Source organism: Rhodoferax sp. GW821-FHT07F03, assembly GCF_059418745.1.
This window is the reverse complement of record NZ_JBWKQM010000019.1, coordinates 24913-41398: the sequence shown is the minus strand read 5'-3', so window position 1 is coordinate 41398 and position 16486 is coordinate 24913. Positions and strand designations below refer to the sequence as shown.

The following is a 16486-nucleotide window of genomic DNA, read 5'->3' as shown; positions in this document are numbered from 1 at the left end:
TGGCCAGCAACGCCACGTGGTTTTAAATACTCCGAGGAACTTCCATGAGACTAATTTTGTTGGGTGCACCCGGTGCCGGCAAAGGCACGCAAGCAACTTTTATCTGCCAAAAATACGGCATCCCACAAATCTCTACCGGTGACATGCTGCGCGCTGCCGTCAAGGCAGGCACCCCCTTGGGCCAGCAAGCCGATGCAGTCATGAAGTCCGGCGGACTGGTCAGCGACGACCTCATCATCAACCTGGTGAAAGAACGCCTGACGCAGCCCGATTGCGCCAACGGCTGCCTGTTCGACGGCTTCCCCCGCACCCTGCCCCAGGCAGACGCCATGAAGGCCGCTGGCGTGAAGCTGGACTACGTGCTGGAAATCGATGTGCCGTTCGACGCCATCATCGAACGCATGAGCGGTCGCCGCTCGCACCCCGCATCAGGTCGCACCTACCACGTCAAGTTCAACCCGCCCAAGGTCGAAGGCCTGGACGACGTCACCGGCGAACCACTGATCCAGCGCGATGACGACAAGGAAGAAACCGTGCGCAAGCGCCTGGAGGTGTACAGCGCCCAAACGCGCCCGCTAGTGGACTACTACTCCAGCTGGGCCCGCAACGAACCCAGCCTGGCCCCCAAGTACCGCGCCATCAGCGGCACCGGCAGCGTGGACGAAATCACCGCACGGGCTTTTGCCGCATTGGCCAGTTAAGCCCTGATACAGCTTTGTTAAAGGCCGCCAGGCATGCCTGGCGGCCTTTTTTCATGCAGCGGCCAGCAGCGCCAGCATCAGCGCAATACGCGCCTTCACTGGCGACAGACCTTGCGCGTCGGCAATGGCATCGGCCGACGTGGCCAACACCCGGCCAAACACGCAGCGCGTGGCGCGCAGTACCGCCACACCCGCCGCCATGGCCCGCAGCAGGGCCGCTTGCAGATCCACATGCAAAGTACCGTTACCGGTACCAGCCACCACGACGCCGGAAACCCCCTGGGCCACCAGAGCATCCACCACCATGCCGCCGGCACCGGCATAGTTCAAGACGATTTCCACGCGCGGCCAATCCCCAGCAGCCGACTCCGTCAACACTCTATTTTTGATAGCTACTTGCGCAGATTCCGCCTGCGCTACAGGCCTGTTTTTCATATGGAATTCAGGTACCGTAGGCCAAGGCCGCAACAGGCGTACCCGCCCCTCTTCCACCAGACCGACCAGGCCCGCTTCGCCAGACGAAAACGCATCCACCTTGTAGCTGTGCACCTTCTGCACATCCAGCGCGCTGTGGATGTTGCCGGCGCACACGGCCACTACCCCCTGGGCTCCCGGCGTTGACGCCACCACGACGGCATCCAGCAGGTTCTGCGGCCCATCTGGCACCAGTGCTGTGGACGGGCGCATGGCGCAGGTCAGCACCACCGGCTTGGTGGGCTGCAGCACAGCCTGCAGGAAATACGCCGTCTCTTCCAGCGTATCGGTACCGTGGGTGATGATGATGCCAGCCACGTCGGCTTGCTCCAGCCAGTAGGCGCAGCGCCGTGCCAGCTGCTGCCACAGGACAAAGCCCATGTCCTTGCTGTCCACCTGCGCAACCTGTTCGGCCACGAACTCCACACCTGTACCCTGAAAGGCCGCCACCGGCCCCAGCAATTGCTCCACACCCACCTCGCCAGCGGTGTAGCCAATGTTGTCACCGGCGCTGGTAGCACGTCCGGCAATCGTACCGCCGGTGCCCAACACCACGATCTTGGCAGGGCTGGAGCCCGCCGCATTTGTATTTACCGCCATGGCTTGCAAACTTTCAAAAACTGGTTAAAAATACAGCTACTGGATATTAAAACAGCCATCTAAACCGCTATCCACACCGCCACGTACCGGAGTCACCCATGGATCTGCCCACGTTTTCCGCCAAACTCACCGCCCGCCAGCAGCAGATTCTGGACCTGATCCAGTCCGCCATCGCCCGCACCGGCGCCCCCCCCACCCGGGCCGAAATCGCCAGCACCCTGGGCTTCAAGTCGGCCAACGCCGCTGAAGAACATTTGCAGGCCCTGGCCCGCAAAGGCGCCATCGAATTGGTCAGCGGCACCTCGCGCGGCATCCGCCTCAAGACCGACACCCTGCGCTCCATCAATGAATCACGCTTCCAGCACACGCTCAGCCAGTTGGCCCTGCCCCTGATTGGCCGTGTTGCTGCCGGCTCCCCGATTTTGGCGCAGGAACACATCGACCAAACCTACCATGTGGAAAGCAGCATGTTCCGCTACAAGCCCGATTACCTGCTCAAGGTGCGCGGCATGTCTATGCGCGACATCGGCATCCTGGACGGTGACCTGCTCGCCGTCCAGTCGGCCAACGACGCCAAAAACGGCCAAATCGTCGTCGCCCGCATTGGCGATGAAGTCACCGTCAAGCGCTTCCGCCGCAACCAGGAACTGATTGAGCTGCTGCCCGAAAACCCCGACTACTCCACCATCGTGGTCGCGCCGGGTGAAAACTTCGCCATCGAAGGCCTGGCCGTGGGGCTGATACGCAATACCTTGCTGAACTGATACAGCCACATAGTCTGCTGAGTTGGCCCCGTGCCGCGCGCCAACCTGTTCCGTGTCCATCGCCAAACAAGCTGAGGGAGTTTCATATGGGAATCGCATCGTTTTCGTCTATTGACCTGCTGGGTTCTTTCCAGGGCTTGGTCGGCTGGCTCATTGCAGGCAGCAGCTCCCGGCGTATGCCGCGCGCCGGGGTGACATCACGCACCAATGTCTGCGCCCCTTACACCGCCACGGGCGCCTTGCGTCCTGCCGCCTACCCACAAGCCACACCACAGCGGCCGCTGCGCGTACTCCGCGTCATGGACGCGCAGCCGTCCGGTGTGGGCCGCATGCGCATCTCGGGCCGCATGGCCGATGTTTGCGCCGAGCTGGACCGCTTGGCCGCCCTGGAAGCGGCCCCTCGGGCGAACGCCTTGCTGCAGTAAAACCTCTGTATTTGGGGCCTCACCGGCCCGGCGCAGGCAGACAGCAAATGCTGGGTGGTCTTTGCGCCAAGGCACAATGCGGGGATGAACATCGTGATCCTCGACGACTACCAAGATGCGGTGCGCAAACTCGATTGCGCCACCAAGCTGGAACCCTATGCAGCCAAGGTCTACACCAACACCGTCAAAGGCTTGGGCCAGCTCTCCGTCCGGCTCAAAGACGCTGACATCATTGTGTTGATCCGCGAGCGCACGCAACTCAACCGCCAGCTGATCGAAAAGCTCCCCCGCCTGAAGATGATTGCCCAAACCGGGCGTATCGGCGCCCACGTGGATATAGCCGCCTGTACCGAACGCGGCATTGCTGTGGCCGAAGGCGTGGGCTCACCCACGGCGCCGGCCGAGTTGACCTGGGCGCTGATCATGGCTGCCACCCGCCGTCTGCCGCACTACATCAGCAACCTGAAGCATGGCGTCTGGCAGCAGTCGGGCCTGAAAACCGCCTCTATGCCACCTAATTTCGGCATGGGCACCCTGCTCAAGGGCAAGACCATGGGTATCTGGGGCTATGGCCGCATAGGCCAGATCGTCACCGGGTACGCACGCGCATTTGGCATGCGGGTTCTGGTCTGGGGTCGTGACACCTCGCGTGCACGGGCGCTGACCGATGGCGTGGAGGTAACGTCAAGTAAAGACGACCTGTTCATGCAATCAGACGTGCTGTCCCTGCACCTGCGTTTGAACGACGAAACCCGGGGCATCGTCACACTGGAAGACCTATCCCACATGAAGCCCACATCCCTGCTGGTAAATACCTCGCGCGCCGAACTGATCGAGCCCGACGCCCTGCTGGCCGGCCTGAACCGGGGCCACCCCGGCATGGCCGCCGTGGACGTATTTGAAAGCGAGCCGATTCTGCAAGGCCACGCGCTGCTGCGGCTGGAGAACTGCATCTGCACACCACATATCGGCTATGTGGAACAAAACAGCTACGAGATGTACTTCAATGCCGCGTTTGACAATGTGCTGAATTTCATCAAGGGCACGCCGACCAATATCGTCAACCCCGGGGCTTTGCAAGTGCGCCGCTAAGTCACAGCTTGCCAATCCATCAAAAAAGGCCTGCCGCTATTTGATTCATAGCGTCAGGCCTTTTTATATGCAAGAGCACTGCAACTCTTGCCTGCGAACCGATGGACTTACTTGTTCTTCGGCGCAATCTTGGCTTCTACCTGTGGATCAAAAAGATCAAACTCCAGTAAATGGCTGTTTGGTGCAGGAGTGGGTGCCGACGAAGGCGGTGGCACCGTGGGAGCGGGCTCGTCGTCAACTTCAAAGTCCAAGCTGGGCGGTACCGACTCTCGGGGTTCCTGCGTATCGGGGGCAACCGGCCGTTGCTCCATGGCCGCAAGTTCGGAATTGGAGAAATCCAGATCCAGGTCAAGATCCAGATCCACCGGGGTTTTCTCGACCGCAGCTTCTTCCACATCGTCCGGCACATCGTCCAGGGTCGCCACAGCCGACTCCGGCATCAACAACATGGGTTGGGTAAACGTGGTTTCACGCGGCCCAGCCTCCTCACCCATGGCCGAGGATTTCAGGCCTGACTCCAGCGGCTGGCGCCCGCTGATACGGCCACCACGCTCCGAAGAAACACCGTCCACCGCCGCCAGCGGTGCCACGCCCCTGCGAACCACGCTCTTGGCCATGGCATACAATAACAGCAACTCGCGGTAGGCCGCGAGATCGAAAGGCTTGATGGGAGCCGCAGCCGGGTCGCGAAACAGGCAGGACTCAATGAAATCCAAAACCTTGGGGCTTTCCCAAAGGGTTTCGATGCTGCTCAGGACTGCAGGGTAGGCCTCCAACGTGCGCCCCTCGTCCGCGTAGGATTCGAAAGCCGGTACATGGCCGTTGAAAATGCGGTTGAATGCATCACGCTGGTGGTTGAACTCGCTCTTGCGGCCCAGGGCGTGGAATATCTTCAGCAGCTCCAAGTAGGCCAGTGGGTTGACTTCGATGTTTTCATCAACGTTCTTGCGCAGAACCTCAATCGCCTGGTCGTACTGGCCCAGCGACACGAAGAACTCGGCATGCTGCTGCACATCCAGAAAATCGTCAGGATACTGGCCCCGCACGGGCTCGGACGTTACACGCGGGCGCAGCGTCGGCGCCTGCGCCGGGGGCACAGGCGATGCCGTCATGGCATTCAGCCGCTGCAAATCGGCTACCAAGGACTCATCCACCTCGGTGTCCTGGTTTGCGCCCGGCAAAGTATTGGGCGGCGGCTGTACCGTCAAGGGGGCAGCCCGGCTGGGGGTTGCCAGGTGCTCTTCCTCTTCGGCGCTGAGTTCGCCATGGTGGGCCCAATCAGTTCCGCCGCCTGCCGTGGTCGACTTGCGCCCGCGGTTCCAGAAAAAGCCTGCAGCAGCCACAGCGGCCGCCAGCAGGCCGGCCAGGGTGTAAATCAGCCCGTCGTCGGAACGGCTGTTTTCCAGCCGGTCCAGGCGCAGCTTGAAGTCCGCTTCATTCTTGGCCAACAAGGCCTTGAGTGCCTTGGATTCGGCCTCCAGGCTGAGCAGCCGTTGCTTTTCCTCCGGGTTTTCCGTCGGCAAATGGTTCAGCTCACGCCATGCGGCGGCGGCTTCTGCGCGTTTCTGCGCGTTTTCTTCGGGGGTCACCACCATATCGGTGGCCGGCTTCAGCTGAACTAGGCGCTCGTCGGGGGTCTCGGCGGCCTCCAGCTTCAAATGCGGCTTGTTGTCTGGTGTTTCTGCCTTGACCACCGGTTTGGACGCAGGCGGTGTTTCTTTGGCAATGACGGGCTTGGGGGCCACCGCTACTTTCGGGGCCGCCTTGGCCGGCGGCACGTTGACGGGGTTCTGTGTGGAGCGTACAGGCGCCGAGCGTGGCGCGGGTGCCGGCGAACGGGCCTGTGCGGGTGCAGGGGCCACGGGTGCCGGCGATGGGCTTGCAGCCGTTGGGCTGGCGACCGTTGCCGCAATGATGGTGGGCACAGCCGCCGAACGCGTCTCTACCGGGAAATCTGTCAAAAAATCGTAGCGACGGGAGGTCTTTTGGCTGCACAGCGAGCGCAACACCACGCCCACGACGGGCTCGTCCACCACCACGGATGAACGCACACGTACCACGGCGTCCTGCGCTTGGGAACCGGCAACCAAAATCACACGTACCCGGTTGGGGTCCACCCGGGTCTCGGCGTGGAACACCTCGGCCTCGAAGCAATTGCTGGCGCTGTCATCCGCAGAGTCCAAACGTACGTCTATCGCCAAATCCAGTGGCTGGCCCAATACGACGGCGCCTCTTGCACGTCCCAGCGACAAGGCGGAACTACCAAAAGCGGCGACGAGAAGGGTCGAACCTAGGAGGGTGTTACGTAATTTCACTGCGATTTGATGACGTTTTTTTAATACAGATAGACCATACCATTACAGGGCGCCACTGGTAACAATTTTAAGCATTGAAATTATGGCCTTAACAACCCCCATTTAAGCCCTATGCGGCGCCCTGCGGGGCCGCAAAACCGTGCCAGCCAGATTTTTCAAACCCCAGGTAACAACCCGTAAACGCGGCAGATAGGTGGGGCGCGACAATCCAGGGTTCAGCGCCAAGCCAATAAGAGACCATGGACGAACCCATACTAACCATTGAAGAACGTGCAGCGATCAATACCGGCCGCTGGTTTTCCACGCTCTCGCCCTCGTTACGACACGATATTCTTCGTTGCGCCTACGTCAAACGCTACCAGGACAATGGACTGATCGCGGCCCGTGGCGACCCGCCAGAAGAATGGATTGCCTGCGCCAAAGGCGCAGTGCGGGTCAGCTCGACCTCGATCTCGGGCAAGCAGATCACGCTAACCTATATGGAGCCAGGCACCTGGTTCGGTGACGTAGCCATCTTCGACGGCGACCGCCGCACCCATGACGCCTATGCACACGGCGACACCACCCTGCTGTGCGTGGCCAAGGCCGACTTCCAAAAAATACTCAGCCAGCACACCGAGCTGTATGAAGCGCTGCTGCGCCTGCACTCGCGGCGTATCCGCCAGCTGTTTGGCCTGGTGGAGGACCTCAACACCCTGCCCTTGCGCGCCCGACTGGCCAAACAGCTGCTGCACCTGGTGCGTAGCTACGGCATTCCCAATCTGGCCAATGCAAACGAGGTGCGCATCAGCCTGCAACTGGCGCAAGAGGAGCTGGCGCAACTGCTGGGTGCGTCGCGCCAGCGCGTGAACCAGGAACTCAAGGCCATGGAGCGCGACGAAGTGATACGCATCGAACCCTCGGGCCTGATGGTGCGGGACCGCGCGGCGCTGCTGCGCATCATCGAGTCCGACGCCTGAGTTAACCGCAGAACCGATTCAGCGGTACTACCTACGCCCCATCCGCCACCAGCATCTGCGCCGACGCGCAGGCTTGCTGGAACAGCTTGCAGACATGTTCCAGCGTAGCCAGGTCAGCGTGACCGTACTCCATGCGCAGCTCCACCCGTCCGTGATGCAAGCGCAGGACAAAGGGCGTCATCTGCTGCACGACCGCCGTGGGCCAGTCCATCAACAGAGGGAGCAAGGACCCCTCCAGCCACTGCTGGGCCTGGGACCGGGTTTCCGCCACGATGGCGTAACGGTCCCAGAAATCCATGGGGGCGCTGCTCCAGCCCACCTGGTCGTACAACGCCAGCCAGCGCGCCTCCTCGGGCAGATCGGTATCCAGCATGGTCTGCACACCATGCGTCACCTGCTCGAAGGCGCGCTGTTCCAGCGCTTCTTTCAAGGGCCGGTTGATCAGCATGATGGCGATCCCGGGGTCCACAGCAAGGTCTGCAAGTACACGCAACTCCGCACCAACGATAAAGTCTCGGTCAGTTTGCATGCGCTGCAAGCGCCAGTCATAGCCATCAACTTTGCCAGCCAGGGCAAAATCGTCGGCAATCTCCGAGCGCTCAAAAACAAAGCCCTGCGCAGCGGCCCAGGCCTCGATCTGGTCCAACTCGTCGCCGCCCTGTACGGCTTCCTGCGCCAGGGCGATCCATTTTTTTATGCGGCCAAACATGCGCTTGCGCCTTCGCCTAAAGTTGAACGCCCCATCGCTTCGCGCAGCGAAGCAATGTACGGATACGAGCCAGTGGGTGCACATCGCCAAAGGGCGAGGAAGAGCGCGACATCTTGTTCGACAAGATCCAATATCCCCAACAATGCACGAAGAAAGCTATGATTTATATAGCTACCAGCGCAAATATTACCTGCACCACAGGTAGTTTTTATCAGAATCTGGAAAATATGGGGATGCGGTGCGTAGTGGTCTACCCGACAGGGATCGAACCTGTGACCCTCAGCTTAGAAGGCTGATGCTCTATCCAACTGAGCTACGGGTAGGAGCTTAAGATTCTAACCTTACGCCTTTGCGACACTCCACCGGCCAGCCCCGTTTGAAAAGACTTCTATGCAATCCATCCACGGACATATCCTGACCCCTGAAGGTTTCGTCAGCGGCCACATCCACTTCGGCGCAGACGGCCGCATTGCCCAGCTGACAGGTACGCCGGTGGACGCGGCACAGGTACGCGATGCCAGCCTGCCGCTGGTGCTACCCGGCTTCATCGACCTGCATGTGCACGGCGGCGCGGGCCACGACATCATGGAAGGCGGCGACGCGGCGCTGCACGTGGCCACGCTGCATGCGCGCCACGGCACCACCAGCCTGCTGGCCACCACCATGACCGCACCGCAGAGCGATCTGGACATGGCGTTTGCCGCCATGGGCCCGCTGTGCGCCCAGCGCGCACCCAACGCCGCGCGGGTGCTGGGCGTGCACCTGGAAGGCCCGTACATCAGCGAGGCGCGCCTGGGCGCACAGCCCCCGTTTGCCCGCCCCGCCAGCTTTGAAGAAATACACCGCCTGCACGCGTTGGCGCCCATCCGCCTCATCACGCTAGCGCCCGAGGTGGGCGGCAACGCCGCACTCATCGAGCAGCTGGTGGCCGAAGGCTTCAAGGTGCAGCTGGGCCACACCACGGGCAGCTACGAGCAAGGCGTGGCTGCGCTACGCTGTGGCGCCACGGGCTTCACACACTTGTTCAACGCCATGTCGGCCCTGCACCACCGCGAGCCCGGCATGGTGGGCGCAGCGCTGGCCCATGCCGAGTTTGCCGAGGTAATTCCCGACCTGCTGCACGTACACCCTGGCGCCATCCACACCGCGCTGCGCGCCATTCCCAAGCTCTACTGTGTGACCGACTCCACGTCGGCCGCCGGCATGCCCGACGGCGACTACAAGCTGGGCCGCCACACGGTGACCAAATGCATGGGCGGTGTGCGCCTGCCCGACGGCACGCTGGCCGGCTCTGTACTCAGCATGGATCAGGCCCTGCGCAACCTGGTGGACAAGCTGGGGCTGGGCCTGGCGGATGCCTCGCACCGCGTCTCCACCTATGCAGCCGACCACATGGGCTGGACCGACCGGGGCCGCTTGCAGCCTGGCGCCTGGGCCGACGTGGTGGTGCTGGACCAGGACTTGGCGCTGCAGGCGGTGTACGTCGAAGGTGGGTTGATCAGCCCGGGCTGACATCGCTACTGTTTTTATAGCTACTTGCGCAGGCGCTATCTGCGCTAGAGCCCAATTTCCTAGAAATCCACGCTACGGTCGTTCCGCTACTCCGTCTGCACGGCGGGCAGCAGCACGGTTACCACCAAGCCGCACTCCGCGTGGTTGTGCAGGCGGATTTCGCCGCCATGCGCCTGGATGATGTTGCGGGCAATGCCCAGACCCAGGCCGGTGCCAGTGCGGTTGTTCTGCTGACCATGGCCCAGGCGCACATGCGGCTCGAAGGCTGCGGACATAGAAGCCTGCGCAATGCCCGGGCCAAAGTCACGCACCTCCACCACCGCCAACGCGCCCCGGTCGCTCAGCCGCAGCTGCACCCGTTCACCATACAGCACGGCGTTGTCCAGCAGGTTGCTGAAAGCGCGCTCCAGCGCCAATGGTTTGCCTTGCACGCTGACGGCGTCGGCCGCGAACTCGATACTGGCGTTGGGGTGGATGGGCCGCTTGGCCAGGCGCGCCAGCAAGGTGTCCAGCCGCACCGGGGTCAGGTTTTCATGGATGTCGGTGTCTTTCACGCTTTGCAGGGCGGCCTTGACCATCACGTCCAGGTCGTCAAGGTCTTCATGGAAGTCGGCCTGCAGGGCCTCGTCGTCCAGTAGCTCGGTACGCAGCTTGAGCCGCATGATGGGGGTTTTCAGGCCATGGGAAATGCCCAGGAACAGCCGCTCGCGGTCCACCAGGTAGCGCTGGATGCGGGCCTGCATTTCGTTGAAGGCGCGGGCGGTGCGGCGCAACTCGGCGGTGCCGGTTTCGGGCACGGGCTCGGGCACGCTGTCGCTGCCAAAGGCATTGGCGGCGGAGGCGATGCGGTTCAAAGGGCGGATCAGGCCGCGCACCAGCAAAACGGCCAGAAGCAGCACCGTCAGCAGGGTCACCAGCTGCAGCGCCACTCGGTCGGCGGTGAGCGGATTGGCGTTGTCGAGAAAGTACGGGTCGGGCATGGGCGCCGCCAGGTACAGCCAGCGCCCCGGCTCGAACTCGGCCTGTATCACCAGCACCGGCGCCGGGCGCGGGCGTATGAGCAAGGTGGCTTCGACCCAGGACTCGGGCAGGTCGCGCACCATGCGGCCGTCGTCAGACACCTGCAGGCCATCCGGCCAGGCGAAGGCCACATCAGGCGCCTGGGCGGTGTGCAGGTTGCGCACCAGGTCGTCGCGCACCACGTCCACCACCGCGTCCACCAGGGTGTTGCCGCTAATCGGCGTCAAGGGCACGCGGGCCCGGTTCACATTGACGAAGAAGCGTGTGCCGCCCATGGTGCGCAGCTGCTCGATCAGGATGGGCCGGTACTTCGGCGGCAGGTCGCGGAAGAAGCGCAGCGCGCCGGCCGCATTCAGCGCCAGGTGCCGGCCCGCCACCAGCGCCTCGGAGCGCGCACTTTCGCGCAGCTGGCGCGCCCACAGCAGCGTGCCCACTAGCTGCGCGCTGCCCACACCCAGGGCCAGCACCAGCACGATGCGGCCCAGCAGGCTGTCGGGCAGCCACCAGTGCAGGCGTTTAGCCATCGCTGGCCGGTACCACGTCGGCAGAGAACACATAGCCGCTGCCGCGCACCGTCTTGATCAGCAGCGGCTGCTTGCCATCGTCGTGCAGGCGCTGGCGCAGGCGGCTGATCTGCACGTCCAGTGATCGGTCCAGCGGGCCCAGGTCGCGGCCCCGGGTTTGCTCCATCAGCCGGCCACGGTCCAGGGTTTCGCCCGCATGCTCGGCAAAAAAGCGCAGCAGGTTGAAGTCCATGCTGGTCAGCACCACCAGGGCGCCCGCCGGGTCGGTCAGCTGGCGCTCCAGCAGGTCCATGGTGAAGCCGGCAAAACGCAAATAGCGCAGTGCCGCCCCGCCCCCGCCCAGCTGCATACGCCGGTGGATGGCCTTGATGCGGGCCAGCAATTCGCGCGGGTTGTAGGGCTTGGCGATGTAGTCGTCGGCGCCCAGCTCTAGGCCGACGATGCGGTCGGTGTCGTCGGCACTGGCGGTCAGCATGATGATGGGCACGGGCGACTGCTTGCGCACCGTCTGGCACAGGGTGAAGCCGTCGGTATCGGGCAGCATCACGTCCAGTATCACCAGACTCAGCTCGTCCTTGAAGCGTTCGAACTCGGCCAGAAAGCTGGCGCCGTCGTGCGCCACGCGTACCTCGTACTGGTGTTTCTCCAGGTAGGTCTTGAGCAGGTTGCGGGTTTTTTGGTCGTCGTCCACGACCAGGATGGTTCTGTTCATACGCTAGGTTTTAACGTTCTGCGGTAGGGGCGCGGATCACGGCGGCCAGCCGGCGCTGGGCCTCGGCGGACTCCATGCGCGGGTCGGCCAGGAAACGCCACAGGGTTTGGGCGACCGCGTCCTTGATGGATTCGTCGGCCGCCATGCGGTGCGCCAGGCTGGGCACGCGCGCACTGCGCGGGTCGGCAAAAGTGTCCCAAGAGTCGCGCGCACAGCTGTCCAGGCTGCTGATGTCAATGTCGCGGTGCGTGGGCACCGAGCCCTTGATGCGGTTGTAGGCCAATTGCGCCGGCACGCTGGAGACCAGCTCGGCCACCCTCTCCTGCGTAGCCTCGCGGTGCCGCGCGTTCACCAGCATGGCCAGGGTGTCGATACTGTAGAGGTGCATGTTCTCGGTGCCGGGCACGACCACGCAGCCAAAGTCTTTGCTCGGGCTGGCGCCCCAGGCCATCAGCTCACCCTTGGCCCAGTCGCCCATGATCATCATGCCCACATTACCCAGAAGCAACTCACGGGCGGCGTCGGTCCAGGTTTGTTCACGCGGGGTGTCGCCATTCACAGTGCGCAGCCAGCGCAGGCGGTTCAGCGCACGCTCCACGCGCGGGTCCAGCCAGGCACTGCTTTTGCGTTGCACGATCAGGTCGCGGTACAGGGCCGGGCCGACCTCACCCAACAGCACGGACTCGAACACGGTGGCGATCTGCCAGGGCTCGTCGCTCCAGGCCAGCGGCTTGGTGCCGGCGGCCAGCAGCTTGCGCGACAGCAGTTCAAACTCGGCCCAACTGCGCGGCGGCGTCAAGCCCAGGCGGGTGAAGATGCGGCGGTTGTACAGCAGGGTGTTGATGCGGTGTATGCCCAGCGGCGCGGCGATCACATCGCCCTGGTAGCTCACCAGTTCCATCACCGTGGGAAACAGGCTTTGCGCCCAGCGCTGGCGCGCAGCCACGCTGTTCAGCGGCAACACCAGACCCACGTCGGCCCAATCGGTCAGTGTAGTGCCTATCAGTTGTGCCACGTCCGGCGGGTCACCCAGCAGCACCCGGCTCTTCAACACCTTGACCGCCGCCATGCCGCCACCACCGGGAATGGCTGCATCGCGCCACTGCACGCCGTTGGCCGCCAGGTACTGGCTGAGCTGATTGGCAGCCCGGCGCTCGCTGGTCGATGTCCACCAGTGCAGCACGTCCACCGGCTGGGCCTGCGCCTGTACTGCCGGCAGCATGCCCAGCCAACCGGCCAGACCCAAGACGAACAAGGCGAATACTTTCATTTCCTGTCGAAATGTAATGTTATGTGAGCCCGGCGCCCGGCAGGCCGCCCCAGCCGCCCAGGCACGGCGTACCGCAACGTAATAAAGCGTAATGCTGCAAAGCAGGAGGCGAAATAAACATAAACAAAATCAACAACTTAAACAGTAAGTTACGCGCAGGCTGGTGGTTTGATGTTACGCACATCACAGCATAACCTCCGGGCCACTGTGCACCCAGACATCCCGTCCGTAGTGGCAGTCAGGTTCAACCAACGACCAGGAGAACACACCCCATGCGCTACCAACTCCGCCTTGCCGCCACCGCCGTGGCTCTTGTTTGCAGCGGCCTTGCCAGTGCCGGCAGCCTCACCATCGAGAGCTGGCGTGTCGACGACAAAGCCCTGTGGGAAGAAGTTTTGTTGCCCGCCTTCAACAAGACAAACCCCAACATCACCATCAAGTTCTCGCCCACTTCGCCACCCGAATACGACTCGGCGCTGAACACCCGCCTGACCGCAGGCACCGCCGGCGACCTGATCACCTGCCGCCCATTTGACGTATCGCTGGACCTGGCCAAGAAAGGCTTTCTGGAAAAGCTCAACGGCATCCCGGGCCTGAAGAACTTCCCCGAATCCGCCCAGGTGGCCTGGCAGTCGGACGATGGCAAGAGCACCCACTGCATGCCTATGGCGTCGGTGATCCACGGCTTTTTCTACAACAAAAAGGTGTTTGCCGACCTGGGCCTGAGCGTGCCAGTGACCGAAGCCGACTTCTTCGCCGCGCTGGACAAGATCAAGGCTGCCGGCAAGGTCACACCGCTGGCCCTGGGCACCGCCGACCAGTGGGAAACCAACCAGATCGTCTTCACCGGCATTGGCCCGAACCATTGGAAGGGTGAAGAAGGCCGCAAGGGCATCATCAGCGGCAAGAAGAAGTTCACCGACCCCGAGTTCGTCAGCACCTGGGAAACCATGGCTAAGTGGGCACCCTATATGTCCAAGGGCTACCAGGCGCAGACCTATGGCGATTCGCAAAACCTGTTCGGCTCCGGCCGCGCCGCCATCTACCCCACCGGCTCGTGGGACATCTCGTACTTTGAGCAAAACAGCAAGGTTGATTTTGGCGCCTTCAAACCACCGGTGCAAAAGGCCGGTGACCCTTGCTACATCTCGGACCACACCGACATCGGCATGGGCATCAATAGCAAGAGCAAGAACAAGGCCGACGCCCAGGTATTCCTGAACTGGCTGGCGAGCAAGGAGTTTGCCGACCTGTACACCAACAAGGCCACCGGCTTCTTCTCGCTGTCCAGCCATGCCATCGAGGTGAAGAACCCGGTCGCCAAGGAAATGATCGGCTGGCGCAACCAGTGCAAAAGCACCATCCGCCTGAACGCACAAATCATGAACCGCGGCACGCCGAGCATGGAAAACGAGCTGTGGAACGTGAGCTCGCAGGTCATGAACCTGAAGATGGCACCCAAGGATGCGGCCCAGCAGATCCAAGCCGGGTTTGCCAAGTGGTACACGCCTAGCAAGTAAAGCGCCCAATCCCCCGTTCGCGTTGAGCCTGTCGAAACGCCCCTCCGAGAGGGCTTCGACAAGCTCAGCCCGAACGGGACTTTATGACCCTTCCGCTTCTTTCTCCGACCAACAAGGTCTCCCATGAAACAAGGATTCTCCTGGCGAGTGCTGGTGTTCATCGCACCCGCCCTGCTGATCTACGCCGTGTTCAGCGCCTGGCCGCTGCTGGACACGCTGCGGCTGGGCCTGTACAGCACCAATGACACCGGTGTGCGCAGCTTCTCCGGCCTGGCCAACTACAGCACCATCTTGCAAGACCCGCAGTGGTCGGCCAGCTTCTGGAACGCCATGCGCAACAACCTGAAGTTCTTCGGCATCCACATGCTGCTGCAGAACCCGATCGGCCTGCTGCTGGCGGCCCTGCTGTCGCTGCGCAATGTGCGCTTTGCGGCCTTCTACCGCACGGTGTTCTTTCTGCCGACGCTGTTGTCGGTGGTGATCGTGGGCTTTGTCTGGCAGCTGATTTTGTCGCCGCTGTGGGGCGTATCCGAGCACCTGCTGTCGCTGGTCGGGCTGCAGGACTGGTTCGCGCCCTGGCTGGGGCTGGAATCGTCTGCCCTGGTCACGCTGTCGCTGATGTCGGTGTGGCAGTACGTGGGCATTCCCATGATGCTGATCTACGCCGCGATGATCGCCATCCCCGAGGACGTGATCGAAGCCGCCGTGGTGGAAGGTGCCTCGCCCTGGCGCATCTTCTGGCAGATTCGTCTGCCGCTGATTTTGCCGACGCTGGGCCTGGTGACCATCCTGACCTTCGTGGCCAACTTCAATGCGTTTGACCTGATCTACACCGTCAAAGGCGGGCTGGCCGGGCCCAACTACAGCAGCGACATTCTGGGCACGCTGTTCTACCGCACCTTTTTTGGCTACCAGTCGCAGGTGGCCAGCGCCACCATGGGCGCGGCCGTGGCCACGCTGATGTTCCTGGTGATTCTGCTGGGCGTGGCGGCTTACTTTCTGCTGGTGCAGCGCCGCCTGCAGCGCTTCGCCCTGTGAGGACATGATGGCTAAACCTATGATGAAAGTTGCCCCCAGCCGGGTGTTCGTGCACGCCGCCCTGCTGGGCTACCTGGCATTGGCCTTGGCGCCCATCCTGCTGGTGTTCATGAACTCCTTCAAGGAGCGCGGTGCGATATTTGACGACCCGCTGGCCTGGCCCACGCCCGAGACCTTTTCACTGATCGGCTACCACAAGGTACTGGCCCGCTCGGACGTGTGGCTCTACTTTGGCAACAGCTTCATCGTCACCGTGGCCTCGCTGTTTTTCATCCTGCTGCTGGGCTCCATGGCGGCCTGGGGCCTGACCGAATACCGCTTCAAAGGCAGCCGCTGGCTGCGCCTGTTCTTTGCCTTCGGCATCATGGTGCCGATACGCCTGGGCACGGTGTCCATCTTGCAAACCATGGTCAGCCTGGGCCTGGTGAACACCCTCACCGCCCTGGTGCTGGTGTACATCGCCCAAGGCCTGCCGCTGGCCATCATGATCCTGTCGGAATTCATGGGCCAGGTGCCGGGCGAGCTGAAGGACGCAGCGCGCTGCGACGGCATAGATGAATTCCGCATCTTCTTCCAGGTGGTGGTTCCGCTGATACGCCCCGCCATTGCCACGGTAGCAGTGTTCACCATGGTGCCGATCTGGAACGACCTGTGGTTCCCGCTGATCCTAGCGCCCTCGGAGAAGACCCAGACCATCACCCTCGGCATCCAGCAGTTCGTGGGCCAATACGCCACCGACTGGAATGCCGTGCTGGCCGCGCTGGCCCTGGCCATCGTGCCGGTAGTCGTGCTCTACGCCCTGTTTTCCCGTCAACTGATACGCGGCATCACCGCCGGCGCAGTCAAGTAAC

General features: G+C 62.5%; 15 protein-coding genes and 1 tRNA gene. 9 read left to right on the top strand and 7 right to left on the bottom strand.

Annotated elements, in window-relative coordinates; genetic code table 11:
• Positions 1-44: 44 nt before the first annotated feature.
• Positions 45-701: an adenylate kinase gene (gene adk / locus AC07R0_RS24015; RefSeq protein WP_495096632.1), complete on the top strand. Its 657-nt coding sequence runs from the start codon at positions 45-47 to the stop codon at positions 699-701.
• Positions 702-752: 51 nt separating this feature from the next.
• Here the strand turns inward: adk and AC07R0_RS24010 are convergent, their stop codons facing one another.
• Positions 753-1775, bottom strand: a complete 1023-nt coding sequence (locus AC07R0_RS24010; RefSeq protein ID WP_495106772.1) for an asparaginase — start codon at positions 1773-1775, stop codon at positions 753-755.
• 98 nt (positions 1776-1873) lie between these two features.
• Here AC07R0_RS24010 and lexA point away from each other — a divergent pair, with 98 nt between their 5' ends.
• From lexA to AC07R0_RS23995, 3 genes are all read left to right on the top strand, one after another.
• Positions 1874-2539: a transcriptional repressor LexA gene (gene lexA / locus AC07R0_RS24005; protein WP_495096634.1), complete on the top strand. Its 666-nt coding sequence runs from the start codon at positions 1874-1876 to the stop codon at positions 2537-2539.
• An 86-nt stretch (positions 2540-2625) separates the two neighbouring features.
• Entirely contained in the window at positions 2626-2964 is a 339-nt protein-coding gene (locus tag AC07R0_RS24000; protein ID WP_495096635.1) for a hypothetical protein, read from the top strand.
• Between the two features lie 84 nt (positions 2965-3048).
• Positions 3049-4056 carry a D-2-hydroxyacid dehydrogenase family protein gene (locus AC07R0_RS23995; RefSeq protein WP_495106771.1) on the top strand — a complete coding sequence of 336 codons (1008 nt, stop codon included), beginning with the start codon at positions 3049-3051 and terminating at the stop codon, positions 4054-4056.
• A 107-nt stretch (positions 4057-4163) separates the two neighbouring features.
• On the opposite strand, the gene AC07R0_RS23990 is transcribed toward AC07R0_RS23995, so the two are convergent.
• The gene (locus tag AC07R0_RS23990) at positions 4164-6239 is read right to left on the bottom strand and encodes a tetratricopeptide repeat protein (protein WP_495106770.1); all 2076 of its coding nucleotides are present in this window, start codon (positions 6237-6239) and stop codon (positions 4164-4166) included.
• 371 nt (positions 6240-6610) lie between these two features.
• Here AC07R0_RS23990 and AC07R0_RS23985 point away from each other — a divergent pair, with 371 nt between their 5' ends.
• Entirely contained in the window at positions 6611-7330 is a 720-nt protein-coding gene (locus AC07R0_RS23985; protein ID WP_495096638.1) for a Crp/Fnr family transcriptional regulator, read from the top strand.
• Between the two features lie 31 nt (positions 7331-7361).
• On the opposite strand, the gene AC07R0_RS23980 is transcribed toward AC07R0_RS23985, so the two are convergent.
• Both AC07R0_RS23980 and AC07R0_RS23975 read right to left on the bottom strand, forming a co-directional pair.
• Entirely contained in the window at positions 7362-8039 is a 678-nt protein-coding gene (locus tag AC07R0_RS23980) for a hypothetical protein (RefSeq protein ID WP_495106769.1), read from the bottom strand.
• Positions 8040-8285: 246 nt separating this feature from the next.
• Positions 8286-8362, bottom strand: a tRNA-Arg gene (locus tag AC07R0_RS23975).
• Positions 8363-8429: 67 nt separating this feature from the next.
• Here AC07R0_RS23975 and nagA point away from each other — a divergent pair.
• On the top strand, positions 8430-9551 hold the full coding sequence (gene nagA, locus AC07R0_RS23970) for an N-acetylglucosamine-6-phosphate deacetylase (RefSeq protein ID WP_495106768.1): 1122 nt from the start codon (positions 8430-8432) through the stop codon (positions 9549-9551).
• A gap of 86 nt (positions 9552-9637) precedes the next feature.
• Here nagA and AC07R0_RS23965 read toward each other — a convergent pair whose 3' ends face one another.
• From AC07R0_RS23965 to AC07R0_RS23955, 3 genes are read right to left on the bottom strand one after another with little or no spacing between them, the layout of a single operon-like run.
• Positions 9638-11095: an ATP-binding protein gene (locus tag AC07R0_RS23965; RefSeq protein ID WP_495106767.1), complete on the bottom strand. Its 1458-nt coding sequence runs from the start codon at positions 11093-11095 to the stop codon at positions 9638-9640.
• Positions 11088-11807: a response regulator gene (locus AC07R0_RS23960; RefSeq protein ID WP_490593221.1), complete on the bottom strand. Its 720-nt coding sequence runs from the start codon at positions 11805-11807 to the stop codon at positions 11088-11090. The genes AC07R0_RS23965 and AC07R0_RS23960 overlap by 8 nt, the downstream gene beginning before the upstream one ends.
• Before the next feature lie 10 nt (positions 11808-11817).
• Positions 11818-13077, bottom strand: coding sequence for an ABC transporter substrate-binding protein (locus AC07R0_RS23955; protein ID WP_495106766.1), 1260 nt, complete (start codon positions 13075-13077; stop codon positions 11818-11820).
• Positions 13078-13349: 272 nt separating this feature from the next.
• Between AC07R0_RS23955 and AC07R0_RS23950 the strand changes: the two genes are divergently transcribed.
• The 3 genes from AC07R0_RS23950 to AC07R0_RS23940 all read left to right on the top strand — a co-directional run bounded on the left by AC07R0_RS23950 (position 13350) and on the right by AC07R0_RS23940 (position 16485).
• Positions 13350-14597, top strand: a complete 1248-nt coding sequence (locus tag AC07R0_RS23950; protein WP_495106765.1) for an ABC transporter substrate-binding protein — start codon at positions 13350-13352, stop codon at positions 14595-14597.
• Positions 14598-14720: 123 nt separating this feature from the next.
• Entirely contained in the window at positions 14721-15635 is a 915-nt protein-coding gene (locus AC07R0_RS23945) for a carbohydrate ABC transporter permease (RefSeq protein WP_495096645.1), read from the top strand.
• Positions 15636-15654: 19 nt separating this feature from the next.
• Complete coding sequence (locus AC07R0_RS23940) at positions 15655-16485, top strand: carbohydrate ABC transporter permease (protein ID WP_495106764.1); 831 nt, start codon at positions 15655-15657, stop codon at positions 16483-16485.
• The last annotated feature ends 1 nt before the right edge of the window (position 16486 follow it).